The sequence below is a fragment of the Nocardioides sp. genome (assembly GCF_030150155.1).
GTDB lineage: Bacteria > Actinomycetota > Actinomycetes > Propionibacteriales > Nocardioidaceae > Nocardioides.
On sequence record NZ_JASLGR010000046.1, the window covers coordinates 39,978 to 66,837 of the forward strand.

22 protein-coding genes and 1 pseudogene are annotated in these 26,860 nt (G+C 66.6%); 15 read left to right on the top strand and 8 right to left on the bottom strand.

Annotated features, from left to right (window positions below):
- Positions 1-23: 23 nt before the first annotated feature.
- Complete coding sequence (locus Q1V88_RS14820; protein ID WP_300682063.1) at positions 24-2,387, top strand: excinuclease ABC subunit UvrA; 2,364 nt, start codon at positions 24-26, stop codon at positions 2,385-2,387.
- A 13-nt stretch (positions 2,388-2,400) separates the two neighbouring features.
- Here the strand turns inward: Q1V88_RS14820 and Q1V88_RS14825 are convergent, their stop codons facing one another.
- The 6 genes from Q1V88_RS14825 to Q1V88_RS14850 form a co-directional block, all read right to left on the bottom strand.
- Positions 2,401-3,714 carry a helix-turn-helix domain-containing protein gene (locus tag Q1V88_RS14825; protein ID WP_300682064.1) on the bottom strand — a complete coding sequence of 438 codons (1,314 nt, stop codon included), beginning with the start codon at positions 3,712-3,714 and terminating at the stop codon, positions 2,401-2,403.
- A 142-nt stretch (positions 3,715-3,856) separates the two neighbouring features.
- Entirely contained in the window at positions 3,857-4,684 is an 828-nt protein-coding gene (locus tag Q1V88_RS14830) for a helix-turn-helix domain-containing protein (protein WP_300682065.1), read from the bottom strand.
- Between the two features lie 192 nt (positions 4,685-4,876).
- Positions 4,877-6,844, bottom strand: coding sequence for a hypothetical protein (locus tag Q1V88_RS14835; RefSeq protein WP_300682066.1), 1,968 nt, complete (start codon positions 6,842-6,844; stop codon positions 4,877-4,879).
- Positions 6,841-7,653 (bottom strand): hypothetical protein, encoded by an 813-nt coding sequence (locus Q1V88_RS14840; RefSeq protein WP_300682067.1) that lies wholly within the window; start codon positions 7,651-7,653, stop codon positions 6,841-6,843. Before Q1V88_RS14840 ends, Q1V88_RS14835 begins: the two co-directional genes overlap by 4 nt.
- Before the next feature lie 84 nt (positions 7,654-7,737).
- Positions 7,738-9,627, bottom strand: a complete 1,890-nt coding sequence (locus Q1V88_RS14845; protein WP_300682068.1) for an Ig-like domain repeat protein — start codon at positions 9,625-9,627, stop codon at positions 7,738-7,740.
- A 235-nt stretch (positions 9,628-9,862) separates the two neighbouring features.
- Positions 9,863-10,546 carry a hypothetical protein gene (locus tag Q1V88_RS14850; protein WP_300682069.1) on the bottom strand — a complete coding sequence of 228 codons (684 nt, stop codon included), beginning with the start codon at positions 10,544-10,546 and terminating at the stop codon, positions 9,863-9,865.
- 358 nt (positions 10,547-10,904) lie between these two features.
- Here Q1V88_RS14850 and Q1V88_RS14855 point away from each other — a divergent pair, with 358 nt between their 5' ends.
- A complete protein-coding gene (locus Q1V88_RS14855) occupies positions 10,905-12,551 on the top strand; it encodes a hypothetical protein (protein ID WP_300682070.1) in 1,647 nt (548 codons plus the stop codon).
- 85 nt (positions 12,552-12,636) lie between these two features.
- On the opposite strand, the gene Q1V88_RS14860 is transcribed toward Q1V88_RS14855, so the two are convergent.
- Together Q1V88_RS14860 and Q1V88_RS14865 are read right to left on the bottom strand one after the other, a co-directional pair.
- Positions 12,637-13,317, bottom strand: coding sequence for a hypothetical protein (locus tag Q1V88_RS14860; RefSeq protein WP_300682071.1), 681 nt, complete (start codon positions 13,315-13,317; stop codon positions 12,637-12,639).
- Positions 13,318-13,577: 260 nt separating this feature from the next.
- Positions 13,578-14,192, bottom strand: a complete 615-nt coding sequence (locus tag Q1V88_RS14865; RefSeq protein WP_300682072.1) for a hypothetical protein — start codon at positions 14,190-14,192, stop codon at positions 13,578-13,580.
- A gap of 524 nt (positions 14,193-14,716) precedes the next feature.
- On the opposite strand from Q1V88_RS14865, the gene Q1V88_RS14870 reads away from it, so the two are divergent.
- The 13 genes and pseudogenes from Q1V88_RS14870 to Q1V88_RS14930 all read left to right on the top strand — a co-directional run bounded on the left by Q1V88_RS14870 (position 14,717) and on the right by Q1V88_RS14930 (position 26,856).
- Entirely contained in the window at positions 14,717-14,857 is a 141-nt protein-coding gene (locus Q1V88_RS14870) for a hypothetical protein (RefSeq protein ID WP_300682073.1), read from the top strand.
- 245 nt (positions 14,858-15,102) lie between these two features.
- Positions 15,103-16,074, top strand: coding sequence for a hypothetical protein (locus Q1V88_RS14875; protein WP_300682074.1), 972 nt, complete (start codon positions 15,103-15,105; stop codon positions 16,072-16,074).
- A 97-nt stretch (positions 16,075-16,171) separates the two neighbouring features.
- Positions 16,172-16,750, top strand: a pseudogene (locus tag Q1V88_RS14880) (ATP-binding cassette domain-containing protein); the annotation flags it as partial.
- Positions 16,751-17,134: 384 nt separating this feature from the next.
- A complete protein-coding gene (locus tag Q1V88_RS14885; RefSeq protein WP_300682120.1) occupies positions 17,135-17,914 on the top strand; it encodes an ABC transporter permease in 780 nt (259 codons plus the stop codon).
- A 1-nt stretch (position 17,915) separates the two neighbouring features.
- Positions 17,916-18,803 carry an ABC transporter permease gene (locus Q1V88_RS14890; protein WP_300682075.1) on the top strand — a complete coding sequence of 296 codons (888 nt, stop codon included), beginning with the start codon at positions 17,916-17,918 and terminating at the stop codon, positions 18,801-18,803.
- Positions 18,800-20,170 carry an MCE family protein gene (locus Q1V88_RS14895; RefSeq protein WP_300682076.1) on the top strand — a complete coding sequence of 457 codons (1,371 nt, stop codon included), beginning with the start codon at positions 18,800-18,802 and terminating at the stop codon, positions 20,168-20,170. Before Q1V88_RS14890 ends, Q1V88_RS14895 begins: the two co-directional genes overlap by 4 nt.
- Positions 20,167-21,258 carry an MlaD family protein gene (locus tag Q1V88_RS14900; RefSeq protein ID WP_300682077.1) on the top strand — a complete coding sequence of 364 codons (1,092 nt, stop codon included), beginning with the start codon at positions 20,167-20,169 and terminating at the stop codon, positions 21,256-21,258. Before Q1V88_RS14895 ends, Q1V88_RS14900 begins: the two co-directional genes overlap by 4 nt.
- Positions 21,258-22,271: an MCE family protein gene (locus Q1V88_RS14905; protein WP_300682078.1), complete on the top strand. Its 1,014-nt coding sequence runs from the start codon at positions 21,258-21,260 to the stop codon at positions 22,269-22,271. Before Q1V88_RS14900 ends, Q1V88_RS14905 begins: the two co-directional genes overlap by 1 nt.
- Positions 22,268-23,320, top strand: a complete 1,053-nt coding sequence (locus Q1V88_RS14910; RefSeq protein ID WP_300682079.1) for an MCE family protein — start codon at positions 22,268-22,270, stop codon at positions 23,318-23,320. Before Q1V88_RS14905 ends, Q1V88_RS14910 begins: the two co-directional genes overlap by 4 nt.
- Positions 23,317-24,702 (top strand): MCE family protein, encoded by a 1,386-nt coding sequence (locus tag Q1V88_RS14915; protein WP_300682080.1) that lies wholly within the window; start codon positions 23,317-23,319, stop codon positions 24,700-24,702. Before Q1V88_RS14910 ends, Q1V88_RS14915 begins: the two co-directional genes overlap by 4 nt.
- A complete protein-coding gene (locus Q1V88_RS14920; protein ID WP_300682081.1) occupies positions 24,702-25,826 on the top strand; it encodes an MlaD family protein in 1,125 nt (374 codons plus the stop codon). Before Q1V88_RS14915 ends, Q1V88_RS14920 begins: the two co-directional genes overlap by 1 nt.
- On the top strand, positions 25,823-26,329 hold the full coding sequence (locus Q1V88_RS14925; protein ID WP_300682082.1) for a hypothetical protein: 507 nt from the start codon (positions 25,823-25,825) through the stop codon (positions 26,327-26,329). Before Q1V88_RS14920 ends, Q1V88_RS14925 begins: the two co-directional genes overlap by 4 nt.
- Complete coding sequence (locus Q1V88_RS14930) at positions 26,326-26,856, top strand: hypothetical protein (RefSeq protein ID WP_300682083.1); 531 nt, start codon at positions 26,326-26,328, stop codon at positions 26,854-26,856. The genes Q1V88_RS14925 and Q1V88_RS14930 overlap by 4 nt, the downstream gene beginning before the upstream one ends.
- The last annotated feature ends 4 nt before the right edge of the window (positions 26,857-26,860 follow it).

Below are 26,860 nucleotides of genomic sequence, written 5' to 3' on the forward strand. Positions count from 1 at the left end.
ACCCTACCGATCCAGGAGCGCCAGTGCCCGACCTCGAAGCAGCCGACCAGCACGACCTGATCCGCGTCGTGGGTGCGCGGGAGAACAATCTCAAGGGGGTCGACGTCGAGCTGCCCAAGCGCCGGTTGAGTGTCTTCACCGGCGTGTCGGGGTCGGGCAAGAGCTCCTTGGTCTTCGGCACCATCGCTGCGGAGTCGCAGCGCCTGATCAACGAGACCTACTCCACGTTCGTCCAGGGCTTCATGCCGTCCCTGGCCCGCCCCGAGGTCGACGCCTTGGAGGGGATCACCACCGCGATCCTGGTCGACCAGGAGCGGATGGGCGCCAACCCGCGCTCCACCGTCGGCACCGCGACCGACGCCCACGCGATGCTGCGGGTCCTCTACAGCCGCATCGGTGAGCCGTACGTCGGCCCGCCGACCGCGTTCTCCTTCAACGTCCCCACCCGCAAGGCCAGTGGTGTCATGCAGCGGGAGAAGGCCGACGGGCGGGTGGAGAAGAACGTCGTCAAGCAGGTCGTCTACCTCGGTGGGATGTGTCCCGAGTGTGAGGGGCGCGGCAGTGTCTCGGCCCTGGACCTGACGCAGATCATCGACGAGTCGAAGAGTCTGGACGACGGTGCGATCCTGGTGCCGGGCTGGACGGCCGACGGCTGGATGACCGCGCCCTACCGGGAGCAGTTCCCGGCCGACGTACCGGTGTCGACGCTGACCGCGAAGCAGCGTGACGACCTGCTGTACGCCGAGCCGAAGAAGGTCAAGGTCAACGGCGTCAATGTCACCACCGAGGGGATCATCCCCAAGATCCGTAAGTCGATGTTCTCCAAGGACCTGGAGTCCTTGCAGTCCCACATCCGGGCCTTCGTGGAGCGGGCCGCGGTCTTCGGTCCGTGCACGGCCTGTGAGGGCACCCGGCTCAACGAGGCGGCCCGGTCCTCACTGATCAACGGCGCCTCGATCGCCGACCTCGCCTCGATGCAGATCACCGATCTGGCCTCGTGGCTCGGTGGGGTGGATGACCCCGGCGTCGCGCCGTTGGTGGCGGGCCTGCAGCACCTGCTCGACTCCTTCGTCGAGATCGGGCTCGGCTACCTGTCCCTGGACCGCCCGACCGGGACGCTGTCGGGTGGTGAGTCCCAGCGCACCCGGATGATCCGGCACCTGGGCTCGGCGCTGACCGATGTCACCTATGTCTTCGACGAGCCCACGGTGGGGCTGCATCCGCACGACATCACTCGGATGAACGGGCTTCTGCTGCGGCTGCGCGACAAGGGCAACACCGTTCTCGTCGTCGAGCACAAGCCGGAGACGATCGCGATCGCCGACCATGTCGTCGACCTCGGGCCAGGTGCCGGTGAGGCAGGCGGGCAGATCTGCTTCGAGGGCACCGTGGCGGGGCTGCGGTCCAGCGACACCCTGACCGGTCGTCACCTCGACGACCGGGCAGCGGTCAAGGACGAGGTCCGGGAGCGCACCGGGGTGATCGAGATCCGCGGCGCCTCAGAGCACAACCTGCGTGACGTCGATGTCGACGTCCCGCTCGGTGTGCTGTGCGTGGTGACCGGGGTCGCCGGTTCGGGCAAGAGCTCCCTGATCCACGGGGCGGTCACGCCGCGCCCGGGGGTGGTGTCGATCGACCAGAGCCCGATCAAGGGCTCGCGGCGCTCCAACCCCGCCACCTACACGGGCCTGCTCGAGCCGATCCGCAAGGCGTTCGCCAAGGCCAACGGCGTCAAGCCGGCGCTGTTCAGCGCGAACTCCGAGGGCGCCTGCCCGACGTGCAGCGGCAACGGCATGGTCTACACCGAGCTCGGCTTCATGGACACCGTCGCGACCGTGTGTGAGGAGTGTGGCGGCCGCCGCTTCCAGGCCTCGGTCCTGGAGTACACCCTGGCGGGGCTCAGCATCGCCGACGTCCTCGACCTGCCGGTCTCCGACGCACTCGAGCTGTTCTCGGCGGGTGAGGCGAAGCTGCCCGCTGCAGCCACGATCCTCGGTCGGCTGGAGGATGTCGGCCTGGGCTACATCCGGCTGGGTCAGCCGCTCAACACCCTCTCGGGCGGTGAGCGACAGCGGCTGAAGCTCGCGATGGCACTGGCGGAGAAGGGTGAGGTCTATGTGCTCGATGAGCCGACCACCGGTCTTCACCTCGCCGATGTCGCGAACCTGCTCGCGCTGCTCGACCGATTGGTGGACGCCGGGAAGTCGGTGATCGTGATCGAGCACCATCAGGCCGTGATGGCCCATGCGGACTGGATCATCGACCTCGGCCCTGGGGCCGGCCATGACGGTGGCACCGTGGTCTTCGAGGGCACACCAGCAGCGTTGGTGGCGGCGTCGCCGACGACCTTGACCGGCGAGTACCTGCGCGCGTACGTCGGCCAGTAGCCGTTCGGGGAGGTCAGCCGAGTCGGGGGTCGTCGACGGGCGGCACCGCCGGAGCGGCGTGGGTGGCCTTGTAGCGCTCGAAGTCGCTCAGCTCCCCGCTGCGCCACAGCGGCACGCTGGCCTTGAGCACCATCGTCAGCTGCATCACGAACTGTGGATCCTGCATGTTGGCGCCGAACAGCTCGTTGATTCGTCGCCAGCGGTAGCGGATGGTCTGGGGGTGGACCTCCATCCGTGCCGCGATGGTCGGTGCCGAGTCGCGCGTCTCCAGCCAGGTCAGCAGGGTCTCCGAGAGGATCGCCCGGGAGTTGAGGGTCTCGCCGAGGAGCGGCTCGAGCAGGTTCTGGCAGAGCAGGGTGCGCAGCGGCGGGTCGGTGTGGAGCCAGATCTCGGCGGCGTGGTTCGTGCACCAGATCACGGGGTCGGCGGCGATCACGCCACGGGCCAGCAGTCCCGCGCTGAGCTGGACCCAGCCGACGGCCGAGTGCGCCTGGGCGACCTCGATCGGCCACGAGACGATCGCCCGGATGCCGTGCGGGCCCTCCTCGTTCAGGCCGGCGAGGAGGGCGCCGACCTCGGTCGCGGGGGCAAGGATCAGCTGCCATCCGTCCTGGGTGGTGCTGAGCAGATCCGTGCGACGGGCGATCTCGGTAGCCTGCGCGGTGGGATCGAGGGCGAGTGCCACGACGGTCTCCGGGACGGTCCAGCCGGCGAGGGCAGCACGCTTGTGCACGACCTCGAGGTCCAGTGGGTCGTGCAGGTTCACCGCGCCGGTAGCGTCCGGTTCGCGCTTGAGCAGCAGGTTCCACAACCGCCGCTGGGACCGATCGGGGTTGCGCAGGCCGAGCTCGTAGCCGACCATCAGCTCCCGGCGCAGGTGTTCGGTGAAGTCGAAGATGCCGGCGATGACGTCGGAGACCGGCCCCTGGGGGAGATCATGGGTGCGCCCGTACGACGCCAGGTAGCGCGCGGTGGCGGCACTGCCGAGGGTGAGGGCGAATTCGATGTTCGCCGCGGTGTCGCCTGACTGGGCCTCGCCCCAGCCCAGCCGGCGGAAGAGCTCGTCGACCTTGCGGAGCTCCGAGTCGCGCACCGACGGATCGGCGATGTAGGCGTGGAAGGCCGCCGTCGCGGCAGTGTTCATCAGCTGGTGACGCTTGCCGCGGTCCGGGCCGCTGAAGGCGGGAACGAACTCGCGCACCTGGTTCACGATCGGCTCGGCGATGTGGGAGAGCGCCTCGCGCAACATCTCATGCGGCGTGGGCTCACTGGAGGTGGCACCCGCCCCGTAGACGGTGGGCTCGACGGCGCGATGATCGCTCGTCATGGAAGGCACCCCCGTCCGGCCTGAACGCGATTTGGTGGATTCACGCATTCGGGCGGGTGTTCGGGCAAGTGCCGAAGGTCCCTCTAGCTTGGAAGTTGTCATGTGCGTGACAAACCTCGCGCCGCCGTGTGGTGAATGGGGTTCATGAACGCACCGAAACGGTGCGCATCTCGTCCTGCCACAGGAAGAGCAGGGCCGGCAGAACGGCGAGCAGCTGCACCGTGGCCTGCGGGCTGCACGGGTACGGACCGACCAGCTCATGGATCCGGTTGAGGCGGTTGCGCACCGTCGCCGTGCTCACCTCCAGCTGGTGGGCGATCTGCTGCAGGTTCATGTTGCCCGACAGGCTGGTGAGGTACGTGCGCAGCAGCCGGATGCGCTGGGGGAGCGGCTCGATCTGAAGGCGGAGCAGCTTGGCGGCCAGGGAGTGCAGGCTGGTCGGCGGGATGAACATGACGACGTCGGCGTCGGTGACGCGAGGCAGGCGGACGATGCCGCGCGGGTGCGCTAGGCCCTGGTCGATGAGCCAGTAGGAGAGGCGCGCGTGCTCGTAGCCTCGGCGAAGCTCCGCCAGGGTGAGGGTGGCGGTGCACACCACGTGCATCTCGTTGCGGGTGGCGACCGGGCCGAGCTCGGTCAGGAAGCCGCCGATCCGGGCGGCGGAGTGGACGAAGATGGCGTGATCGGGCGCATGGAACGCTGCCCGACTGAAGACCTCACGCTCGGGGCTGTCGACCTGCGCCATCAGGGCGCGGTGTGGCCGCTCGCAGAGCGTGACGACCATCCGGGCGTTCTCGGGGACCTTGCGGGAGACCAGATCGACGAAGACATGCGGTGCAGCCTCGTCGGTCAGGGGCAGCATCACCGGCTCCTTGCGGGGAGCCGGCACGATGTGCGTTGCATCGTCGGGCACGGACGCTCCGTCCGACGGATCGAGGTTCGGATCCGGGAACGATTCGTTCTCAGGCATGTGCACTCCTTCATCGGGACTGACCAAGCAACTGACGACGCGGGACCGAGGCCCCGAGAGCTCTAGGCCCAAGCGAACGACCTCATGTGGTCTGAGTCACTCCGTTCCTGGGCACGAACTGGAGGAAGTCGGAAAATTACTCACGCCCGTTACAAGAATTGAAGGTGCCCATATTTCTGCCCAGGAGGGCATTTAGCGTCGAGTGATCTTCTTGACCTTGAACGTCCGGGTTTGCGCCTCGTAGCCGTCCGAGCCCGAATAGCGCACCGTGAGCGTGGTGGTGCGCTTGATCAGAGCACGACGGAGGGTGACGGTGGCCCTGCCGTGGGCGAGGGGGAGTGGGCGCTTCCAGCGGGTTCCTGCCACCGTGACGGTGCCGGTGACAGTCCCCGACGCACCGGTGGCACGCACCCGGATCGTCGCCCTGGTGCCTCGGAGAACGACCGTGGCGCTGATCTGCGGCCTGATCCTGACCGTACGGGGCGTGCTCGGTGGTGGGGTGGCTGCCGGGACCGCCAGAGCGTTCGAGCGCGCCGAACCCGGGACGATGCCGGTGGCGCTGGCGTCGACCTGCACGCTGATCCGGTGTCCCTGATCCGCCGCTGTGACGGTGTACGTCAGGCCGGTGACCGAGCTGAGCAGCGAGGTCAGCCCGGGCGCAAGGATCGGTTCGCCGTCACGGAGCCAGATCTGCTGGAAGCTGAGCACGGATCGGGGCGCCTTCCACTGCCCGTTGTCGACACTGAGCACCGAACCGGGGCGGAGAGATCCGGCCGGGGCCGTCAGGACAGGGGCGATCTGGTTGACAGCGGCGCACGACCCACCCGAGCTCAACGGACCGCCGTTGATGCAGGACCGTTCGACAGGGGTGGTGGCCTGCTGAGCCAGGAGGTCACGGGGCACGAGGGCGAACTCCTGCCAGTGGGTCGGCATCGGCGACTGGTCCTCGTTGCGCACCACGTGGTGGAAGCCGACGTTCACCCAGGCGACCGGATCGGTGAGTGGAGTCGTGTCCTGGGCGACGTACTCGCTGATGTTGCGCGCCGGACAGGAGAGGTCCAGGTTGTCCCAGGCGTACTGCTCGCACGGCTTGGCATTGGTGAAGCTCACCGGCGCCGAGGTGGCCGGCTGCAGCGTGTCCTGGACACTGTCGTTGACGATCTCATAGGACCGCGGCAGACCGTCAGGGTCGAGTGAGGTCGGGTTGACCACCCGCCACCAGGTGAGGCGACTCGGAGTGGTCGGTGCGACGAAGGCCCGCGACTCGGTCGTCGGCGTCCCCTGGAGCTTGTTCGAGCTGGGCGAGGCCTGCTGGTAGTCCCACCGTTGGACCTCCTGAGGACCGCTGTCGATGCCGAAGTCCACGCGGTAGATCGCGTTGTGCCAGTGCGAGGCAGCGACCGGCGTGGAGCTCGTCTCGCCGGTGCGCGCGCCGACCTGCCAGCCGAGAGATGGGTCGGTGGGGAAGAAGAGGGCGTCCTGGCCGATGTCCCCGGTCGCGCCGAGCCCGACCGTGATCGTGCCCTGGTCGGTCAACGTGACCTTCTGCTGGTACTCGTACCAGCCGACCTTCGAGAGGGAGGAGATCTCCAGTGCCTGTCCCTGCTCGGTGTACCTGCCCTCCTCGAAGCCCGGGTAGTCCTGGGAGTGCCAGGCGAGGCCCGTCGAGGTCGTCGCGAGGCAGGCACCCGGGATCGTCCGTTGGGTGTACGTCGAACCGACGTAGAACGACTGGTCGAAGGAGACCATCGTGCCGGGGCAGGTGCTGGGCGTCTGAGCGATCAGCTGGATACCGCCGAGACCTCCGCCGGTGAGGTCGTCGAAGCCGACAGTCCCGGTGTCGTAGGGCACGTTCAGCTGCGCGAGCGCCAGTGAGTCGAGGATGGGCATCCAGCCCGTGTACTCGCGATCTCCGGTCGCGGGACGGAACTGGAGGTTCTCGATGACGAGGCCCTTCAGATCGTCGATGCGGACGCACATCCGCCACGAAGAGCCCGTGCTGAGTGTGCGGTTCACCTGGGCGGCTCCACACGACAGCGGGGTGTCGAGCGGAACGGTGGCGCCAAGGGCGGGCTCCGCTTGGACGGGAGTGGCACCGAGGCCCGCCAGGGCCAGGCCGATCCCGAGGATGGTCACCAGCGCCTTCGGCATCGTTCTCATCGGGACTGTCCCTCGACCATGACGATCCGACGAGCAGTGAGGTCGACCGCGAAGTCCTGGGTGGAGAGGTAGCCGCCGCCGGGGAGGCCGATCAGGAGACGCAGGCAACGGCCCTGCCCACACGGGGAGTCCGCCTGCTCGGGGAGACCCGCAGGTGTGGCGTCGGCCCAGACCAGGGCACTTGCCGAGAGCTGACTCGCGGCCGTCAAGGCGCTGCCGGTCAGCCTGGCGAACTGCTGGTGGAAGACAAGCGGCAGATCCGAGTGGACCGCCAGGTCGAGGGCGACCGCTACCTCGGACGATGACGGCGGCCACTGCGCCGTCGTGCTGGTCTGGGACCAGGTGATTCGGTCCAGGGTGAGGTCGACGGTCGCCTGCGTGGTCGTCGCGTGGGCATAGTCGTACGTGACGACAGTGACGAGTCTGTGGGGCGAGGGCGGTGACGCGTCCGATGTCGTCGTCGCTGGCGCAGACGGCTGGTCGGACGAGACCTCGGCGAGGAGGACCTCCGCACCGGGAGCTCCGAGGACGTCATGGGCCCCGGCAGGCAGGGCGGCCAGCGCCTTGTGGACGGCGTAGCCACGTTCGCCGACGCTGAGCGGAGCTCGCGAGGCCCGCAACGCGGGGCGGGCCGCCGGGAGCTTGCCGTCCCCCACCCGGGAGACGTCAGCGGCGTTGGGGATGGCCGGCTTCGGGTCGCTTCTGGCAGCGAGCGTGGGGGCACACCACAGGCCCGCAGCAGCGGCGATCACGCCGAGACCCAGACCGGTGGCGAGATGGGGATGGAAGGTGGGGCGCGCGGTGAGCATGGGTCCTCCCGAAGACCGCTGGAATGCCAGGCGGGGCGCGGCTCATCGCTCGATGAACCGCGCCCCGCCCGATAGGAATGTCGCCTAGATCTTGATCTTGGCCTGGGTGGTGGCGCGGGCGACGTTGGTGTTGCCCGCATAGGTCACGGCGACGGTGTAGCGGCCGCGCTTGATCTTCTTGAAGCTGACCTTCGCGATGCCCTGCGAGTTCGCCGTGATCGTGATGGTCTTCTTCGTCTTGCCCTTGAGCGTGATCGTCACCTTGCCCGAGGCGGACACCTTGCCGACCCCACGCAGAGTGACAGTGAGCGTCACCTTCTTGGCGACCTTCTTGGTCTTGCCGGTGGCCTGAGCCTTGACGGCGATCGACGGCATGACCTTGCCGACGGTGACCACGGTGCTGGCGTTGCTGCCGAGGGTGGCGCCGTTGCCGGCGTACGTCGCGGTCACCGTGTGGCTGCCCACCGCCAGGGACGTCGGGAGCTTCCAGGTGGCCTTGCCTCCAGCCAGGGTGCCGGTGGACTTCAGGGAGCCGATCGCGAAGGTGACGGAGCCTGTAGCGGCGCTGCCGTTGGCTGCCACGGTCGCGGTGACACTGCGGGTGGCGCCGTACGAGCCGCTCGCCGGGGTGGTGGTGAGCTTGACCGTCGACGGGGCCGGAGCCGTCACGACTGCGGTCTCCGCCGAGGCCGACGTCACCGAGTCACCGTTGTAGGATGCCGTGGTGCGGTAGCTCAGGGTGTGGCCGATCATGGCCTCGGTGACGGTGAGCTGAGGGTCGGTCTTGCCCTCGAGCGCCGTGGTCACACCGTCCTTGGTCTGGTACCACTGACTGGTCGGGGTGCTGGTCGGGGTGAGGGAGAACGTCGCAGGGGTCGCCTGGAGGTTCTGACCGGTGACCGCGACTCCGCTCACTGACGGCTTGCTGAGGGCGCGGAAGGACGTCACGATCGCTGCGGCGTGGGTGCCACCCATCGTCACCGAGGCGACAGGCTTCCCTGCCAGCGACGTCGGCGCGGTTGCGACGTCTGCGTCGCCGACGACCCCGCCCCAGGCGACGGTGCTCAGCTCACCGGTGGTGGTGTCCTGCAGGACGGCCGCCGCGGTGAGGCCGACCGTGAGGGAGAGGACCTTCTTGCCGGGGAACGTCTTCTGCTCGGGGGTCAGGATTCCCGGCATGTAGCCCCAGATCCTGATCGTGCCATCGTCGAGCACCAGACCATCGGAGTACCCGCCAGAGCTGATCTGCACGACCTTGTGGCTTCCGAGGTCGGTGGGAAGGTTGTTGAACGGGTCGTTCGCAGGATCCCCGGTGTGCTGGTCGTCGAGGTTGGTGCCCCAGGCGACGACGGTGCCGTCGGTCCGAAGGCCCAGGCCGCCGGACATGCCGAACGAGACGTCGGTGTAGTCGTGGTTGTCGGTGACGCGGGAGGGGACCGGTGCCACGCCCGCGTTGGGGTTGTTCGCCGCGGTGTTCGAGCCCCAGGTGACGATGTCTCCCGTGGATGTCACGGCATAGGCGGCACCGTTGGAGACAGCGATGGCCTTGGCCTTCGTCGGAGCGTCGGTGGTCAGGTCGAGCGTCAGGGCGCCCCATCCGGTCACTGAGCCGTCCTGGTGGAGCAGGAGGGCACCCTGGGCCCCAGGGTCGAGCGCGATCGCGGCCGCATCGGTCACGCCGACGGGGGCGTTCTGCTCCTGCGGACTGGTGGGGTCACCCCATATCTTGAGCTTGCCGTCGTCCGTGACCACGGCCGTGCTGCCGTCATTTACGGCCGCGTCGACGACGGGCGCCGTCAGGTCGGGCGGAAGCGTCGTCGAGGCGGATGCGCCCGCTGCGCCCCAGGTGACCACGGTCCCAGCGGTCGATCCTGGTGGCGCCGTCTTCGCCTCAGCTGGAGCGAAGGTCGCCACGCAGGCGCCGGTAGCGATAGCCCCGACCGTCATGGTCGCGAGCAGAGAACGCACGTGCATGGATATCTCCCTGTGTCGTGGGAGGTGACCTCCCAGGTAAGTGATGTCGATCCTGGTGACGCGAGCAGACCTCGTCAGCCCATCAGTGGCAACGCGCCCCGAACGAGATTGCGAATTTGTGATGGTCATCACAATTTCGGCTTGGCCTCGACGCGACGGTGCCCGGCAGCAGACAGGCTGCTGCCGGGCACCGCGACTACGGTCTACTTGTTGGATGCGGCGGTGAGGCCTCGGCTCAGAGGAAGTTGATCAGACCGCCAGAGCCGGTCTTGACGTTGAGCGGCACGTGGAGGGTGATGTTCTTGCCGTTCGTGATCACCGAGGTGCACAGCAGACCCGACTTGTTGGCGATGGTCAGGTCGCCGTCAAGCGTCAGCGGCTGGCCGGCGGTGGTGTTGTTCTCGTCGAACGTGAACGTGGTGGGGGTGCCGGTGGTGCTGCTGTACAGGTCGAAGCTGCAGAAGCCAGCGAAGTTGACGTGGACCTTGGGGCAGGCGGCCGTACCGAAGTCGACGTCGCCGGTGATCGGGTTGTCGGTGACGGGGGTGGTTGCGGTCCCGGCGGCGTTCTTCAGGCCGATGTTGCCGCAGGAGCCGAGCGTGATCGCCACGGTCGCGCCGGGGATGATCGAGGGGCACGACAGCGAGAAGGTGCTGATGTCGGCCCAGGTCGTGGGCACCGGGGCACCGGGGTAGACGTTTCCGGTGGCCGAAGCGCTCGTGCAGGTGACCAGGCCGTAGCCGGGGATGTTGGCAGTGACGCCGGGCTTGCCGGTTGCACTGAAGGTGTCGTTGGTGTGGGTGCCGCCGACCTGCAGGTCGGCCGGAGGAGTGCTGGCGCTGGCCATCGCCGGGGCGAGGGCCAAAGCGAGCGCGCCAGCGGTGGCACCGAGGCCGAGGGTGATCCGTCGAAGATTCATCGGACGTTCCAATCTGTGGAGGTATCGGCACCAACCTGATGCCGGGAGCATCCTGCGCATCAGAACGAGAACGTGTTCAACCTCACACCGAAACTTTCGCAACCGATTGACGATTTTAGACAATCTGTGAACTGAGGGGTTGACTGTGCTGCGTATGTGTGCCTGTGCTCGATGGGGACGAGTTTGCGAGCATGCAAGACGGGGCCGGTGGGGACAGTTTTCATCACCCTCGTTACAACTTTTGCTGGCAGTGACTTGCAGCTCTCTCGCCCTGGAACGGCTCGGCAACAGCTCCTCCTAAGGTGATCCGCATCACGTCCGCAAGGGCGGGTGGAGCCTGGAGTTGAGGGGATAGAAGATGGTGCACGGACGTAGAAGGGTGATCGGGGGGATCGTTCTCACAGTGATCGCCGGGTTGACGGCCGCGATGAGCATGGTTGCTCCGGCCACGGCAGACACGCCGTGGGTGGTGCCGCCGACGCCAGTGGCTTCGTTGCCGCTCGCGCACTCGGGAGAGCTTCGTGTGGCGGGTGATGACCAGTTCGGACAGCTGACGGTGCCGACGTCGTTGCGGGGCGTCGCCGTGAGTCAGGTCGCGACCAACAACCAGGCGATGCTCGCGCTGACCGCGGCGGGGACCGTGATCGGGTGGGGAGCCAACGACGCACGGACCACGCGGATCCCGGACGCTCTCAATGAGGTCGGGGCGGTCCAGATCGCGATGGACAACGAGTTCGCCGCAGCAGTGACGAAGAACGGCAAGGTGATCGTCTGGGGACCAGCAGTTGCCGGTCAGTCGCCACTGAAGGTGCCCGCTGACCTCGGGCCTGTAACGCAGGTCGCGATCTCCGGCCGGAATGCTGCGGCTCTGTTGCAGGACGGCACCGTACGTGCGTGGGGTCTGGACCCGGCGCTCAATATCGTGCCGCCCTCGCTACACGCCTCGGCAGTTGTCGGTTCAGGGGGTTTCGTGTTTTACGCACTCACCGCCGAAGGCACGGTCGTCAGGTGGGGGACAGGAAACTTCTCTCAGAATCCTGCGACCAGTGTTCCGGGAGCGGTGAAGGGTATTGCGATGCCCTATGCCGTGATGACGGATGGAACGCTTCAACGGCTGAGCTCAGGTTCGTCAAACTTGCCGTCCTCGCTCGCCGGGCTCACGTTCGCGGCAGCGTCAAGCGCCGTTTCGGGCGTCAGCGCAGCGCTGGACACATCGGGCGTCTTGCACCAGTGGCTGCCTGGTGATGCCGAGCTCCCTGTACCGTCCGAGTTGAACGACTCCGGAATCACGCAGGTGGTCGGCGGGTTCCTAGTGCGGCTCGTGGACAGCGACGCGGGACCGGCGGGCTCGAAGGTCGGGAACCTCGCGGTGATCGTGTCAGCGATGCTGCCTGCCGCAACCCCCGCGGTCGCGGGCAGCGCACGTCCCGGGGGAGTTTTGACCGCGACCGCAGGCACCTTCTCCGCTGTGCCTGACGTTGTGACCGGGGAATGGTTCGTCGGTGGTGTCGCGACTGGTAACACCTCGGCCTCCTTGCCTGTGACGGCTGCGATGGTGGGCAAGGTGGTGACCTACGCCTCGACGGCGACGAAGGCCGGAGCGTCCGCGGTCACCTCGACATCGGCACCCATCACGGTCCAGGCCGCCCCGAAGCCTCCGGTTCCGGAGAAGGTTGCCTCGGTGACGAAGGTGGGGTCGGTCTCGGTTGCGAAGAAGGGTGCCAAGGTCACGATCAAGGTGGCGGTCTCGGCGTCGAAGGCCCGCACAGGAACTCTCACGGTCGTGATCACGAAGGGCTCCAAGCGAGTGGTCACCAAGACGGTTGCGGTGTCGGCGAGTGGCGCAGCGACGATCAGCGTCACGAAGTTCAACAAGATGGCGTTGAAGGCCATCAAGGGCAAGTCCAAGACTCGATATCGCGGGAAGTACACCCTGAGCGTCACCTACAACGGCAACCCTCAGGTCAAGCCGAGCGCGGCGAAGTCCGCGTTCAAGGTGAAGTGAGGATCTGACCGCTTGCCCGCAGATGATGCCCGGTCCCGTGTTGGCGGGACCGGGCATCTACGTTCGATCGAGAGTGTTCCGTGGTTCAGAGGAAGTTAATCAAGCCTCCCGAGGAGGTCTTGATCGCGAGCGGGACGTGGAACGTGATGTTCTTGCCGTTCACGTAGGTCGATGTGCAGAGCAGGCCGGACCTGTTTCCGATAGTCAGGTCGCCATCGATCGTCAGGAGTTGGGTGCCGTCGGGCCGTACGTTCTCGTCCAAGGCATAGGTGGGGGCAGTGCCGGTGGTGCTCGTGTAGAGGTCGAAGCTGCAGAAGCCAGCGTAGTTCACGTGGACCTTCGGGCAGGACGCGGTGCCGAAGTCGACGTTGCCGGCGATCGGATTGTCAGTGACGGGTGCGGTGACCGTGCCGGCGGCGTTCTGAAGCCCGATGTTCCCGCAGGAGCCGACGCTGATGGCCGTGGTCGTGCCGGGAATGAGGGAGGGGCAGGCGACCGAGAAGCTGTTGATGTCGGCCCAGGTCGTGGGCGCCGTGGTGGCGGGATAGATCGAGCCAGCTGCGCTGAGGCTGGTGCAGGTGACGGTGCCGTAGCCGGGCACGGTACCGGTGATGGGTGACAGTGCTGTGCCGCTGAAGGCGACGGCGGTGTACCCACCTCCAACCTGGAGGCTGGGTGACGCTGCCTTCGCCAGGGCCGGGGTGAAAGCAAGGGTCAGAGCGCCGACGGTTGCGCCGAGCGTAGCGATCATCCGGTGATGATTCATGATCCAGTCCTAACTGTGGAGTTTGCGGCACCACGCGATGCCGTGCGGATCCTGCGCAGCGGAGCGAGACGGCGGTCAACCCTACGGTCGGTCTTTTCTGGCGGACTGTCGATTTTAGGCAATGAGTCCGGGGCCTCTTGACAACGCCGTGCTCGCCTCGGGTGTCATTGAGAAGGCTGGATCAATGCCGCCGGGAGATGCCCGGCCTTGCATTGGCGGGACCGGGCACCGCCCTTCTCATCGAGTGTCTCTTGCGGGGCTCAAGGAAGTTGATCAGGCCACCCAGTGGAGGTCTTGACCGCAAGCGGGACATGAAGGGTGATGTTCTTGCCGTTCGTGATGACGGAGGTGCAGAGCAGGCCGGCCTCGTTGGCGATAGCGAGGTCGTCGTCGAGGGTCAGGAGTTGGCTGCCATCGGCGCGGACGTTCTCGTCCAAGGCATAGGTGGGGGCAGTGCCGGTGGTGCTCGTGTAGAGGTCGAAGCTGCAGAAGCCGGCGAGGTTGACGTGGACCTTCGGGCACGCGGCGGTGCCGAAGTCGGCGGTGCCGGTGATCGGGTTGTCAGTGACCGGCGTGGTGACGATGCCGGCGGCGTTCTGAAGTCCGATGTTGCCACAGGAGCCGAGCAGAATTGCTGTCGTGACACCCGCGTATCCAAGCAGGGAGGGGCAGGAGAATGAGAAGGCGTTGATGTCGGCCCAGGTGGTCGGCACAGGGCTACCGGGGTAGACCGTTCCGGCGGCCGAGGCGCTCGTGCATGTGATCAGGCCATAGCCCGGGACGTTTCCAGAGACGCCCGGCATGCCGATTCCGGTGAAGGTGCCAGTGGTGTGGCTTCCGCCGACCTGGACGTCGACCGGAGCGGTGCTGGCCAAGGCTGGAGCGATAGCCAGGGCAACCGCCCCAAGGGCGAGACCGAGACTGGCGATGGATCGACCTATTCTCATGACGCTTCCCGTCTGTAGAGGATGCGGCACTGATACGTGCCGTGTGGATCCTGCGCAGCGGAACGACCTTGAGGTCAACGGCGCTGCCAATTTATCTCAGCGGGCTATCGAAATTAGACAATCGGATCTGTTGGCTGCTTGACAGCACCGGTGCTGACAATATTCCCGTTCAGGAATGTGTGTCCTCGCCGGCGGGCGATGAGGGGCTACGCCTTCGGAGGATTCGAGATCGGCTTCGCGGGCAAGTGCATTGTCTGGCACCGAGGAATTCGGTTCGGGCCACTCCTGCCGGTGGGACCGCGATGGCGACATGAAACGTCATGTTCTGGCCGTTCCCGATGACGGAGTCGCAGAGCAGACGTGACTTGCTACCGATGGCCAGGTCGCTAACAAGGGTGAGGAGTTGGGTGCCATCTGGTCGGACGTTCTCGTCGAAAGCGTAGGTGGGGGCGGTGCCAGTGGTACTGCTGTACAGGTCGAAGCTGCAGATGCCGGCGAAGTTGCCGTGGGCCGTCGGGCGGGCCACGGTGCCGAAGTCGGCCGCCACCATCGCCCCGGGAATGACCGACGGGCGGGGAGCCACCATGAGTTGAGGCCTGTCCATGTGGTGGACACAGGGCTATCTGCGTAGATCGAGCCCGCGTTCGTGACGTTGGCGCAGGTCGCGGATGGCTTATCTCATCGTCTGCGTATCGCTTCAGGTGTCATGTCCACTCCGGGAAACGACCGTCGTCGGCTCCCCGGGTTCTTGTTACCGGGGTGACAAGAAACCTCTCGCGCGACCGTGTGAACGGCGGGATCGTTGCTGTGATAGCCGTCACGTCGCGAGGGTGGTGCCATGCCCTTCTCGCCTGTCGGCCGCGTGCTGGCCGTAGTGGCCCTTGTCGCCGCCACCCTTTCATTGCACCAGTCGTCGAACGCCGACGACTGGTATGCAGGTATTCCGCTGAATGACGGGACTGTTAACGATGACTGGGTGTCCGCTGCGGGCGGGGGCATGGGGTATTCCAAGTTGGCAATGCAGTGGTTCCGGAGCCCGGCCGCCATGACTATCGCGCGGACGGTCACCTACAACACCAGTTCCGATCCTTTGGCTCAGGGCACGTGGATTCATGCTCAGGCATACCTGGTCTCGCCGGGCGGCGCGCCGGGAAACTACGGCTACATGGCGCCGGTGACGGTCCGCAGTGTGGGTTTCGGCCTGATGCCGGTGGAGGCCACCCTCCAGATGAGCCAGCGACGAAAGGACGGATATCCACTTCCGCTGCTGGTGGATCTGAAGGGCGTCAACTATCAGGAACTCGTCAATGGGCAGTATCACAACACTGTTCATGTGATGGACCCTGTGGTCGTCGACGACTCGTTCAACGTGTCGATTCTTAGGGTGAAGATCGACGGGCAGGATGTCGGGCTGAAGCCGGGATGCCGCACCGTGACTCCCGCGCCGGTTCATCTCGTCGGCCCTGGACACACCATTGACACCCCACAGGCCGAGGCCCAGTGGTACGCAACCCATGACCCGAAGTCCTACTTCAACCCGCTCTACGGCGGCTATATGGCCGGGACGATCACGATTCCGGCGTTCAAGGGCTGCATCACCCGTACTGGTGACGACATCTCGGCCCTGATGACGAAGTCGGCCTCAGGGCCGGGCAACCCGATCGAGGCGCGGTCCTCCTGGCCCTGCCTCAACCCCGACCTCAAGCAGGGCGTCGTGGTCTGGCCTGTCGCTCCCGGGAAGAACACGCCGAAGAAGGCCGGGTGCGAGGGAGTCAAGGAAGACCCCTATCCCACCACCGCACCTCAGTGACAGCTGTCACCTCATCCACATCCCCATTCATCACCTGCCCTGATTCGGGCAGGGACCCCTGTGTCCAAGGAGGCCCATCGTGGGCGGTTCAGTCGAAGTGATCGGCATCAGCAAGACGTACGGACGCCAGAACATCTGGCACGACGTCACGCTGACCCTTCCCCCTGGGGAGATCACCGCCATGATGGGCCCGTCGGGCACCGGCAAGTCGGTGTTCCTCAAGTCCCTGATCGGGCTCACCCAGCCCGAGGAGGGCAAGATCCTGATCGACGGGGTCGACATCATCGGAGCGCGCGAGTCGCAGCGTCTGGAGATGCGCAAGAAGTTCGGCGTCCTCTTCCAGGACGGCGCCCTGTTCGGGTCGATGAACGTCTACGACAACGTTGCGTTCCCGCTGCGTGAGCACACCAAGCTCAAGGAGCACGAGGTTCACAAGGTCGTGATGGAGAAGCTCGACATGGTCGGGCTTGTCGGCCAGGAGCACAAGCTTCCCGGCGCGATCTCCGGCGGCATGAAGAAGCGTGCCGGCCTGGCGCGCTCGCTCGTCACCGACCCCGAGATCATCCTGATCGACGAGCCGGACTCCGGTCTGGACCCGGTGCGTACGTCCAACCTCGCCGACCTCCTGATGGAGGTCAATGCGGCCACCGACGCGACCATGCTGATCGTCACGCACAACATCGAGCTGGCCCGCACGCTGCCTGACAACCTCGGCATGCTGTACCGGCGCGAGCTGGTCATGTTCGGTCCGCGCGAGGAGTTCCTCCTCACCGACCACCCCGTGGTCGGCCAGTTCATGAGCGGCGACCCGGACGGGCCGATCGGGATGAGTGAGGAGGTCGACCACCGACGTGTCGACGTGATGACCGGAGCGATCGACGGCAAGGTCGTCGTCCGCGACGGCTACAGCCCCGCGCGCCCGATCGAGACCCTGCCGCGGCAGATCTCGCCGCGCTCCGGAGCGTTCCGGGCCAGTTACGACCGGCACCAGACCCGGATGAGGACGGGCGCGTCGCATCTGTACGTCGCCGACGACGAGGAGTCTGACCGAGAGCGGTTCATCCCGACCCCCTCCCTCGCGGTCCGCGCCCTCGACTCGACCGGAAACCTCTTCGCCCTCGCGCTCGACACCCTCCGAGCGATGTTCAGGCGACCGTTCTCCGCAGGCGAGGCCCTCCAACAGTTCTGGTTCGTCGTCAGCGTCTCGTGGATCCCGGCGATGCTCATCTCGATCCCACTCGGCGCCGTCATCGCGCTCCAGCTCGGGACCCTGACCAAGCAGATCGGCGCTCAGTCCATGACGGGTGCCGCCAGCGTGCTCGCGGTCGTCCAACAGGCGGCCCCGATGGTCACCACCCTGGTCATCGCGGGCGCCGGTGGTGCAGCGATCTGCGCCGAGATCGGTTCCCGGACCATCCGCGACGAGGTCGACGCGATGAAGGTGATGGGGCTCGATCCGGTGCAACGACTGGTGGTGCCCCGCGTCATCGGCTGTGTCGGTGCTGCGGTCCTGCTCAACGGTCTGGTCTCCGTCGTCGGTGTGCTCGGCGGCTACTTCTTCAACGTCATCCTCCAGGGCGGAACGCCCGGCGCGTACCTCTCCAGCTTCACCGCACTCGCCCAGATCAACGACCTCTGGGTGGGGGAGATCAAGGCCGTGATCTTCGGCGTCCTCGCCGGCATCATCGCCTGCTACCGCGGCCTCAACACGGCGCCCGGTCCCAAGGGCGTGGGGGACTCCGTCAACCAGTCCGTCGTGATCACGTTCCTGATGCTCTTCTTCGTCAACTTCGTCCTCACCGCGTTGTATCTGACGCTGGTGCCCATGAAGGGGGCCTGACATGGCCGATACCCCGACCTACCCACGTCCGACCTTCGCCCCCGAGTTCCCGGTCAAGGCACTCGGCACCCCGAAGGCCTGGCTCCGCAGCGTAGGCAAGAGCCTGACCGGCCTCGGCGAGGGCTTCCGGTTCTACCTCGAAGTCCTCGCCGACATCCCGCGGACCCTCCGCCGCTATCCGAAGGAGGTGCTGCGGCTGCTGTCCGAGGTGAGCTTCGGCTCCGGCGCGCTGGCCGTCATCGGCGGCACCGTCGGCGTCATGCTCGGCCTGACCCTCTCCGTCGGCTTCGTCGTCGGCATGCAGGGCTACGCCGCCCTCGACCAGATCGGTGCCTCGGCGCTGAACGGGTTCATCTCGGCGTACTTCAACACGCGTGAGGTCGCCCCGATGGTCGCGGCGCTGGCGTTGTCGGCCACCGTCGGCGCCGGCTTCACCGCCCAGCTCGGCGCGATGCGGATCAACGAGGAGGTCGACGCCCTGCGGGCGATGGCCGTCGCCCCGATGCCGTACCTGATCACCACCCGCGTGATCGCCGGCTTCATCGCGATCATCCCGCTCTACGTGATCGGCCTGTTGACGTCGTACGCCGGAGCTCGGCTCATGACCGTGTTCGTCTACGGGCAGTCGGCCGGCACGTACGACCACTACTTCAACCTGTTCCTGCCGCCGATCGACATCTTCCTGTCGTTCCTCAAGGTCCTGATCTTCTCCGTGATGATCATCCTGGTGCACTGCCGGATGGGCTACGAGGCCAAGGGTGGCCCGGCCGGCGTCGGCGTCGCCGTCGGACGGGCGGTACGCCGGAGCCTGGTCTCCGTCGCCGTCCTCGACCTGATCCTCTCGATGGCGCTGTGGGGTGCCGTCACCACCGTCAGGATCGCCGGATGAAGGCCGGCGCGCTCCGCGACGCCGTTCTCGGCCTGCTCTCGCTCGCGCTGATCGTCGGCGGTCTGGCTGTCGCGTACCTCTCCTACAACCGGGTGCTCATCCCGCACGACGACATCACCCTGCGCACCGACGTCGTCGGCAACGCCCTCCAGGTCGGCTCCGACGTCAAGTTCCACGGCGTCCCCGTCGGGCAGATCTCCAAGATCACGTCCACCGCCGAAGGCGCCGACCTGACGCTGGCGATCGACCCGTCCACCATGAAGCTGCTGCCGGAGAACGTGGTCGCCCGACTCCTGCCCAAGACGATGTTCGGTGAGCGGTACGTCGCCCTCACCGAGCCCAGCGTCGGTACGACCACCGCGGTGCTGCACGCGGGGGACGTGATCCATCAGGACGCCTCGGCCGAGGCCGCCGAGCTCCAGCAGGTCTTCGATGCCCTGCTCCCGGTGCTCAAGGCGATCCAGCCGGAGAAGCTGTCGGCGATGCTCGGCGAGTTCGCGATCATGCTGCACGGCAACGGCGCCAAGATCGGCGACGCGATGGTCGCCTGGTCGCACTACATGAAGAAGATGAACCCCAAGGTCCCGCAGATGACGCAGGACTTCGCCGACCTCGCGACGGTGGCCAACAGCTGGGACATCGCGGCGCCGGACCTGGTCGACGCCCTCTCCACGATGACGACCAGCTCCAAGCTGCTGGTCGACGAGCAGACCAACCTTCGCAACGTCTACGCCAGCGTGATCGGCTCCGCTGACAGCGCCCGGCACTGGTTCGACGTCAACAGCACCACCATGATCGTGCTGTCGAAGGCCAGTCGCGCCGCACTACGTGCCTCGTCGCCGTACGCCGCGGAGTTCCCCTGCCTGTTCAAGGCCGTCGCCAACATGAAGACGACGATGGACACCGCCTTGGGCAAGGGCACCAACCAGCCTGGTCTGCACGCCGTCCTCAAGGTGATCCCCGCCGGGGAGAAGTACGTGGCCGGCAAGGACGACGTCAGGTACACCAAGGGCACGCCCAAGCCGCGCTGCCCGTACGTCACCGGTCACGTCGGTACGACAGCAGTCGACCGGACTGTCACGACCGGCAGCGGGACGAGTGTGGCCGAGTGGCCGGAGGCCGCCAGCACCGACATCAAGGCTGCGACGGACGACACCCCGGCGACGATCGCACCACCGCCGGGCACCACCGCCCAGTCCTATCTCTACGCCATGAGCGGACTCGGTGAGGCGAACTCACCCGCCGAGAACCAGTGGATCGCCGAGCTCGTCGGGCCCACGCAGGGGATCGCGCCGTCGGCGTACCCGGCCTGGAACAGCCTGCTGCTCGGTCCGACCCTGCGCAACACGAAGGTGGAACTGCGATGAGTCGCGACGTGAACCACGGCTCCCTCTGGGTCGTGGGCATCAAGAGCATCATCTTCACGATCGTCACGGTGTTCGCCACCGCGATGCTCGCGTCGACGATCATGAACAGCAGTGAGGGTCAGACCACGACGTACACCGCCGTCTTCAACGACGTCACCAGCGTCAACAAGGGTGACGAGGTCCGGGTCGCCGGGGTCAAGGTCGGCAGCGTCGACAAGATCGCGATCACCGACAAGCGCCTGGCGACGGTCACGTTCCGGGTGCGCAAGGGGGTGCGGATCAGCGCCGATTCGGTCGTGCAGATCAAGTTCCGCAACCTGGTCGGACAGCGCTACCTGTCCATCCAGGAGCCCGACACCAGCAGCACCAGCGGCAGCTCCGTGGTGCCCGCCAGCACGTCCGACGCGGTCCCGGTCGCCTCGACGGCGGTCAAGACCGGCACCACGTTCGACCTCGAGCACACCCGCGGTGCGCTCGATCTGACCGTGCTGTTCAACGGTTTCAGGCCGCTGTTGCGGATGCTCAACCCCGACGACGTCAACAACCTGAGCGCCCAGATCGTCGCGGTGTTCCAGGGGGAGGACGCCACCGTGGACGGCCTGCTCAAGTCGACGGCCAGCCTCACCACCACGCTCGCCCAGAAGGACCAGGTGATCGGTGAGCTGATTACCAGCCTGTCCAGCGTGCTCCAGTCCATCAACGAGCGGTCGGGGCAGCTCGACACCACCCTTGTCACGATGCAGCAGCTGGTCTCGGGGCTCTCCTCGGACCGGGCCGCGATCGGTAGCTCTCTGGCCGGGATGGGGGAGCTCACTACTCGCGTCTCCACCCTGGTGGAGGGCACCCGCGAGCCGCTCAGACAGTCCATCCAGCACATCGGCGTCCTCGCCGACACGCTCAACCACAACAGCGACAAGGTGCAGCAGTTCCTGACCAACCTGCCGGTCAAGCTCAACGCGATCGGTCGGACCGCGAGCTACGGCTCCTGGCTGAACACGTACCTGTGCTCGATGAACGGACGCATCCCGATCCCCGAGGGCTACATGGGGTCGATCGGTGCTGTCCCGCTGGCAGAAAGGTGCCGCTGATGTCTCGCTTCGCCCGTTCCTTCGCCGAGCGCAACCGTGTCCTGATCGCGATCGTCGGTCTGTGCATCATGGCGGTCGCCTTCTACGGCGCGATGAACATGTCCTCCCTGCCGGTCCTCGGTGCCGGCCCTGAGCACGAGGCGATCTTCGCCGAGGCCGGCGGCCTCAAGGCCGGCAACGAGGTCAGGGTCGCCGGAGTCCGCGTCGGCGAGGTCACCTCGGTCAAGCTCGACGGCAAGGCGGTTCGGGTCACGTTCCAGGCCAAGGGCGTCCACCTCACCGATGCCACCACGGCCGCGATCAAGGTGAAGACGATGCTCGGCCAGAAGTACGTCGCCATCGATCCGCTCGGCTCGGGCACCCTGCACGGTCCGATCCCGTTGTCGCGCACCACCACGCCGTACGACGTCAACGCGGCCGTCTCGGACTTCACCTCCACCCTGACCAAGATCGACACCCAGCAGATGGAGGCCAGCTTCAACGCCCTGTCCGCTGCGTTCAAGGACACCCCCGAGTCCGTCCGGAAGATGGTCAGTGGCCTCACCGACCTCTCCCGCACCATCTCCGGGCGCGACGACGACCTGTCGAAGCTGATGGAGGCGACCAAGGGGGTCAGCGGCACCCTCGCGGACCGCAACCAGGAGCTCGCCAAGCTGATCACCGACGGCTCCGACCTACTCGGGGAACTGCAGACCCGGCGTGACGCCGTGCACGACATGTGGCTCGGCACCAAGAACCTCGGCACCCAGCTGAGCGGACTGGCGCAGGACAACGAGAAGACCCTGCGGCCCGCGCTGGCCAAGCTCGACAAGGTCTCGGACCTGCTGAACAAGAACCAGAAGAACCTCGACAAGGCGCTGTCCCAGCTCGGGCCGTACTACAAGGTGCTCGGTGCCACCACCGGCAACGGCCGCTGGGTCGACGCCTACCTGTGCGGACTCTTCAACGACGACGGCACCCCGCACCTCGACAACTCCGTCGTCCGTAACTGCCACCCCGGAGGTGTCCAGTGAGTGCCACCCTCAGCCGCCGCGTGATCACCACCCTGGTGATCCTGATGGTGATCGCCGCAGCCTTCGGGATCCGGGAGCTGCTCAAGACCAAGCCGATCACGCTGACGGCGTACTTCGACTCCACAGTCGGCCTCTACGCAGGCTCCGACGTCCAGGTCCTCGGAGTCCCGGTCGGCAAGGTGACTCACGTCGAGGCCAACGGCGGCAACGTCAAGGTCACGATGAACCTCGACCCCAGCCAGCCGGTCGCCGCCGACACCAAGGCCGTGATCATCGCTCCGACGATGGTCAGCGACCGGTTCGTCCAGCTCACGGATCCGTGGGCCCAGGGCGACGGTGACCAGCTCAAGAGCGGTGCCGTGATCAACCAGGACCGTACGGCGGTCCCGGTCGAGATCGACGACCTCTACAGCGGTCTGACCGAGATGGCTGACGCGATGGGGCCGAACGGAGCCAACAAGAACGGCGCGCTGTCGAACCTGCTCAAGGTCGCCGCCGCCAACATGAAGGGCGAGGGCAGCAACCTCAACCAGATGGTCGGGGAGTTCGGGAAGGCCAGCGCCACGCTGTCCAACATCGACGACAACTTCTTCGGCACCCTCGACAACCTCAACACCCTCAACACGATGCTCGTCGACAACGACGCCGCCGTGGCGAAGGTGAACCGCCAGTTCGCCGACGTCGCCGGGTACCTCGCCGATGACAAGGACGACATGAGTGCCGCCGCGAAGAACCTCTCCGGCGCGATGGCGGTTCTGGACGGCTTCCTGCGGGACAACCAGGGGGCGCTCGCGACCAGCCTGGAGAAGCTCATGCCCACGGTGAAGACGCTGCGGCGCCAGCAGAAGTCGCTCGACGAGACGGTGAAGATCGCCCCGCTGCTGCTGCACAACCTGCGTGACTCCTACAACGAGAAGTACAACGTGATCGGCGGCCGCGGCAACGTCAACGAGGTCACCATCTGGGCCGACTCCGGCCTGACCGCCCGCACCTCCGCCTCCTCCCCGCCGACCATGTTGGACGGCGCCAGCTCGAAGGGCACCCGATGAAGACCCGCACGGCACGACCGCGACGCCTGACGTTCGCCGTCGCCGCTCTCGCCGCCGGACTCGGCATGACCGTCTCGGGCTGCGGGGTCGGGCTGGACCTCTACAACACCACGCTGCCCGGCGGGGCCAACGTCGGCTCCCACCCGGTGACCCTCAGCGCCGACTTCACCGACGCCGTCGACCTGGTGCCGCAGAGCAGCGTCAAGGTCGACAACATCGCGGTGGGGCGGGTCGAGAAGATCACCCTGAACCCCGACTCGCGCAGCGCCCACGTCACCCTGCTGGTCCGCCGTGACGTCGTACTGCCGGTGGGGACGAAGGCGCGGCTGCAGCAGACGTCGCTGCTGGGGGAGAAGTACGTCGCCCTGATCCGCCCCGCCACCTCGTCCACCACCGCGACGACGGCGGTGCTCCAGTCGGGGGCGAACATCCCGATCGGCGACACCAGCCAGATCGCCGAGGTCGAGCAGGTCCTCGGGGCGCTCTCGCTCGTGGTCAACGGTGGCGGGATCGGGCAGCTCCAGGACATCTCCCGCGAGCTGCAGAAGATCTCCGACGGTCGCCCCGAGGAGATCAAGGGCTTCCTGTCGAACATGCAGGTCTTCGTCAGCGGACTCAACAACCGCAAGGAGGCGATCACCGGCGCGCTCGATGCCGTCGCGAAGCTCTCCACCACCCTCGACAAGGACAAGAGCAAGATCACCACCGCGCTCGAGGGCCTGAGCCCGGGCATGAAGGTGCTCGTCGACCAGCGCACCCAGCTGGTCGCCATGCTCAAGGCGCTGGACCAGCTCAGCACCGTCAGCGTGAAGACCCTCAAGGCCTCTCAGCAGGACATGGTCGAGGACATGAAGCTCCTCGAGCCGATCCTGCGCAAGCTCGCCGACTCGGGGGAGGCACTGCCGAACTCGCTGGAGCTGCTGCTGACCTACCCGTTCCCCGACTCCGTGCTGGGAGCGATCAAGGGCGACTACTTCAACGTCTTCGCGACGGCGAACTACACCTCCCTGCCGGCGAGCTGCACCGGGTTCGGGTGTGCGTGGCCGCAGATGGAGGACACGGGGAACAACCCGGTTCAGGACCATTCCTGCGCAGCTCGCGGCGATTGCCCCGCTCCGGGTGCCGCAGTGACCCGGAAGCCCGTCGGTGAGTTGTCATCGAGCGCCTCTGCGAGCAGCGGATCGTCCTCTGGCACCACCGCCCCAGGTGCGACGAAACCCTCAGCCAGCGGTGGATCTGCCTCAGGCACGGCGAGCGCCTCCACCTCGGGCTCCCCGTCCCCGAGCCTGCTGCCCCCGACCGACTCGGCGTTGCCCGGCGTGCCCGAGAAGTCGGTCCAGGTCCCGACCTCGTCCGCCTCGGCTGAGACCAAGGAGCCCTGATGCTGACCTTCGCAACCAAGGCCAAGGTGATGGCGTTCGTCGTGATCGCTGTCGCCACGATCACCTTCCTCGCCATCCACTACGTCGGCCTCGACCGGTTCCTCGGCGGGTATCGCTTCACCGTCGACATGCCGGAGGCCGGTGGCCTCTTCACCAACTCCGAGGTCACCTATCGAGGGGTGCCGATCGGGCGCGTGGAGTCACTGACCGCCACGGCGGACGGAGCGCACGCCGTCGTACGGATCAAGCGCGGTGCACCGGTGATGCCCGCCTCGGTGACGGCGCGGGTCGTCGACCGCTCCGCGATCGGTGAGCAGTACCTCGACCTCCGCGGTGACTCCACGGCCGGTGAGCACCTGGGGGAGGGCGACCACATCACGATGACTGCGGCCGACCTGCCGCCGGCGATGGACACGCTGTTGCGTAGCAGCCGGGACTTCGTCGCGTCGGTGCCGTCCGACGCGCTGAACACGGTGATCGACGAGACCTACGAGTTCACCCGCGGCAACGGGGCGAACCTCGCCCGGCTGGTCAACACCTCTGCCGAGTTCGCCCGCACCGCCGACCGGAACTTCCTCGTCACCGCGAGTCTGATCGACAACTCCGGCAAGGTGCTGGCCACGCAGAAGGACGTCTCGTCGTCGTTCCAGAGCTTCAGCAAGAGCATCGACGAGGTCGCGCATGCGTTCAAGGACGAGGATGCCGACTGGCGTCGGCTGATCGAGTCGACACCGGCGACCGCCACGGAGCTGTCGAAGTTCTTCACCACGGTCGGCCAGCCGCTGGGCCAGCTCATGACCAACCTGGTCTCCACCGCGACGGTCTTCGGCACGAACGCTGCCGGGGTCAAGGAGACGATGATCATGCTGCCCGAGGGCCTGTCCATCACGTATGCCGTGCTGACCAGCAAGGGCATGCTGTCGGGCATCGAGCCGACCTTCTTCACCCCGTTGCCGTGCACCCAGGGCTACGAGGGCACGACCATGCACACCGGCCTGGAGACGTCGGGTAGCGGAATCTTCAACACGAAGGCCGGCTGCACGTCGAAGACCAACGTCCGCGGCCCGCAGTCGGTGCTGAAGTCCACGACGACGCTCAGCGACCTCCTGGGCGGCTCGAAGTGAAGGCACGGCTGTTGGAGTGGGCCTGGGCGCTGCTGGCGATCGCTGCGGTCGTGCTCGTGCTCGCCTACCTGTCGTGGCGGCAGGCCGACCACAGTCCGCAGCGGGCACGAGCCGAACTGCGCGACAGTGCCCTCGTCGAGGGAACCCAGGCGGTGGAGGTGATGAACTCGATGGACTACCGACATGTCGCGGACGGCTTCAAGGCCTGGCGTGACATCTCCACGGGCGTGCTGCATGACCAGCTCGCCACTGTCGGCGACGACGAGCAGCAGCTCGTCGCCGACCAGAAGAAGATCACCACCGGTCATGTCGTGCAGGCGGCGGTCACCGACCTCACCGACTCCACGGCGACCCTGATCGCGGCGGTCGAGATCACGGTCAAGCCCGACGACGGTAAGACCGAGGCAACGGTGAAACGCAATCGGTTCTCCGCCGACCTGGTCCTGGTCAAGGGGCAATGGAAGGTCGAGAACCTCCAGCAGGTGGCGGTGACGACCTCATGACCAGACTCGCGACGGCGATCGCGACAGTTCGATCCTGGCGCTGGGCGGCACTCGGCCTCACCCTCGCGATGCTGGTCCTCGCCGGCGTCCTCGGCTGGCAGGCACGGGTGCTGAACAACGACAGTGCCCTGCAGAACCGCGCCATGCTCGATGTGAACAGCCAGGCCCGTCTGATCACGGCGGTCAGCAATGGACTGCGCTCGGTGCTCAGCTACAGCTACACGGAACCGGCGGCAACGACGGCGGCCGCGAATGCCACTCTCTCGGGGCAGGCGCGGAAGCAGTTCGACACCCTCTTCGCCAGTCTCCAGCAGCGGGCACCGGGCCAGAAGCTCACTCTCAGCGCCACGGTGCAGGTCGTCGGGGTCCAGGCCCTGACCAAGGACAAGGCCAGGGTCCTGGTCTTCCTCGACCAGGCCAGCACGCGGGCCAAGGACGACCAGAAGACCGTGTCCGCGGCACAGCTGAGCATCACCGCAGAACGGAGGGCTCAGACCTGGGTGATCACCGGACTCACCCCCTTGTGAGGGA

Excerpts from the sequence above, each read along its gene's own strand:
- Q1V88_RS14825 (WP_300682064.1), bottom strand. The coding sequence starts at position 3,714 with ATGACGAGCGATCATCGCGCCGTCGAGCCCACCGTCTACGGGGCGGGT.
- Q1V88_RS14830 (WP_300682065.1), bottom strand. The coding sequence starts at position 4,684 with ATGCCTGAGAACGAATCGTTCCCGGATCCGAACCTCGATCCGTCGGAC.
- Q1V88_RS14835 (WP_300682066.1), bottom strand. The coding sequence starts at position 6,844 with ATGAGAACGATGCCGAAGGCGCTGGTGACCATCCTCGGGATCGGCCTG.
- Q1V88_RS14840 (WP_300682067.1), bottom strand. The coding sequence starts at position 7,653 with ATGCTCACCGCGCGCCCCACCTTCCATCCCCATCTCGCCACCGGTCTG.
- Q1V88_RS14845 (WP_300682068.1), bottom strand. The coding sequence starts at position 9,627 with ATGCACGTGCGTTCTCTGCTCGCGACCATGACGGTCGGGGCTATCGCT.
- Q1V88_RS14850 (WP_300682069.1), bottom strand. The coding sequence starts at position 10,546 with ATGAATCTTCGACGGATCACCCTCGGCCTCGGTGCCACCGCTGGCGCG.
- Q1V88_RS14855 (WP_300682070.1), top strand. The coding sequence starts at position 10,905 with ATGGTGCACGGACGTAGAAGGGTGATCGGGGGGATCGTTCTCACAGTG.
- Q1V88_RS14860 (WP_300682071.1), bottom strand. The coding sequence starts at position 13,317 with ATGAATCATCACCGGATGATCGCTACGCTCGGCGCAACCGTCGGCGCT.
- Q1V88_RS14875 (WP_300682074.1), top strand. The coding sequence starts at position 15,103 with ATGCCCTTCTCGCCTGTCGGCCGCGTGCTGGCCGTAGTGGCCCTTGTC.
- Q1V88_RS14890 (WP_300682075.1), top strand. The coding sequence starts at position 17,916 with ATGGCCGATACCCCGACCTACCCACGTCCGACCTTCGCCCCCGAGTTC.
- Q1V88_RS14895 (WP_300682076.1), top strand. The coding sequence starts at position 18,800 with ATGAAGGCCGGCGCGCTCCGCGACGCCGTTCTCGGCCTGCTCTCGCTC.
- Q1V88_RS14900 (WP_300682077.1), top strand. The coding sequence starts at position 20,167 with ATGAGTCGCGACGTGAACCACGGCTCCCTCTGGGTCGTGGGCATCAAG.
- Q1V88_RS14905 (WP_300682078.1), top strand. The coding sequence starts at position 21,258 with ATGTCTCGCTTCGCCCGTTCCTTCGCCGAGCGCAACCGTGTCCTGATC.
- Q1V88_RS14915 (WP_300682080.1), top strand. The coding sequence starts at position 23,317 with ATGAAGACCCGCACGGCACGACCGCGACGCCTGACGTTCGCCGTCGCC.
- Q1V88_RS14920 (WP_300682081.1), top strand. The coding sequence starts at position 24,702 with ATGCTGACCTTCGCAACCAAGGCCAAGGTGATGGCGTTCGTCGTGATC.
- Q1V88_RS14930 (WP_300682083.1), top strand. The coding sequence starts at position 26,326 with ATGACCAGACTCGCGACGGCGATCGCGACAGTTCGATCCTGGCGCTGG.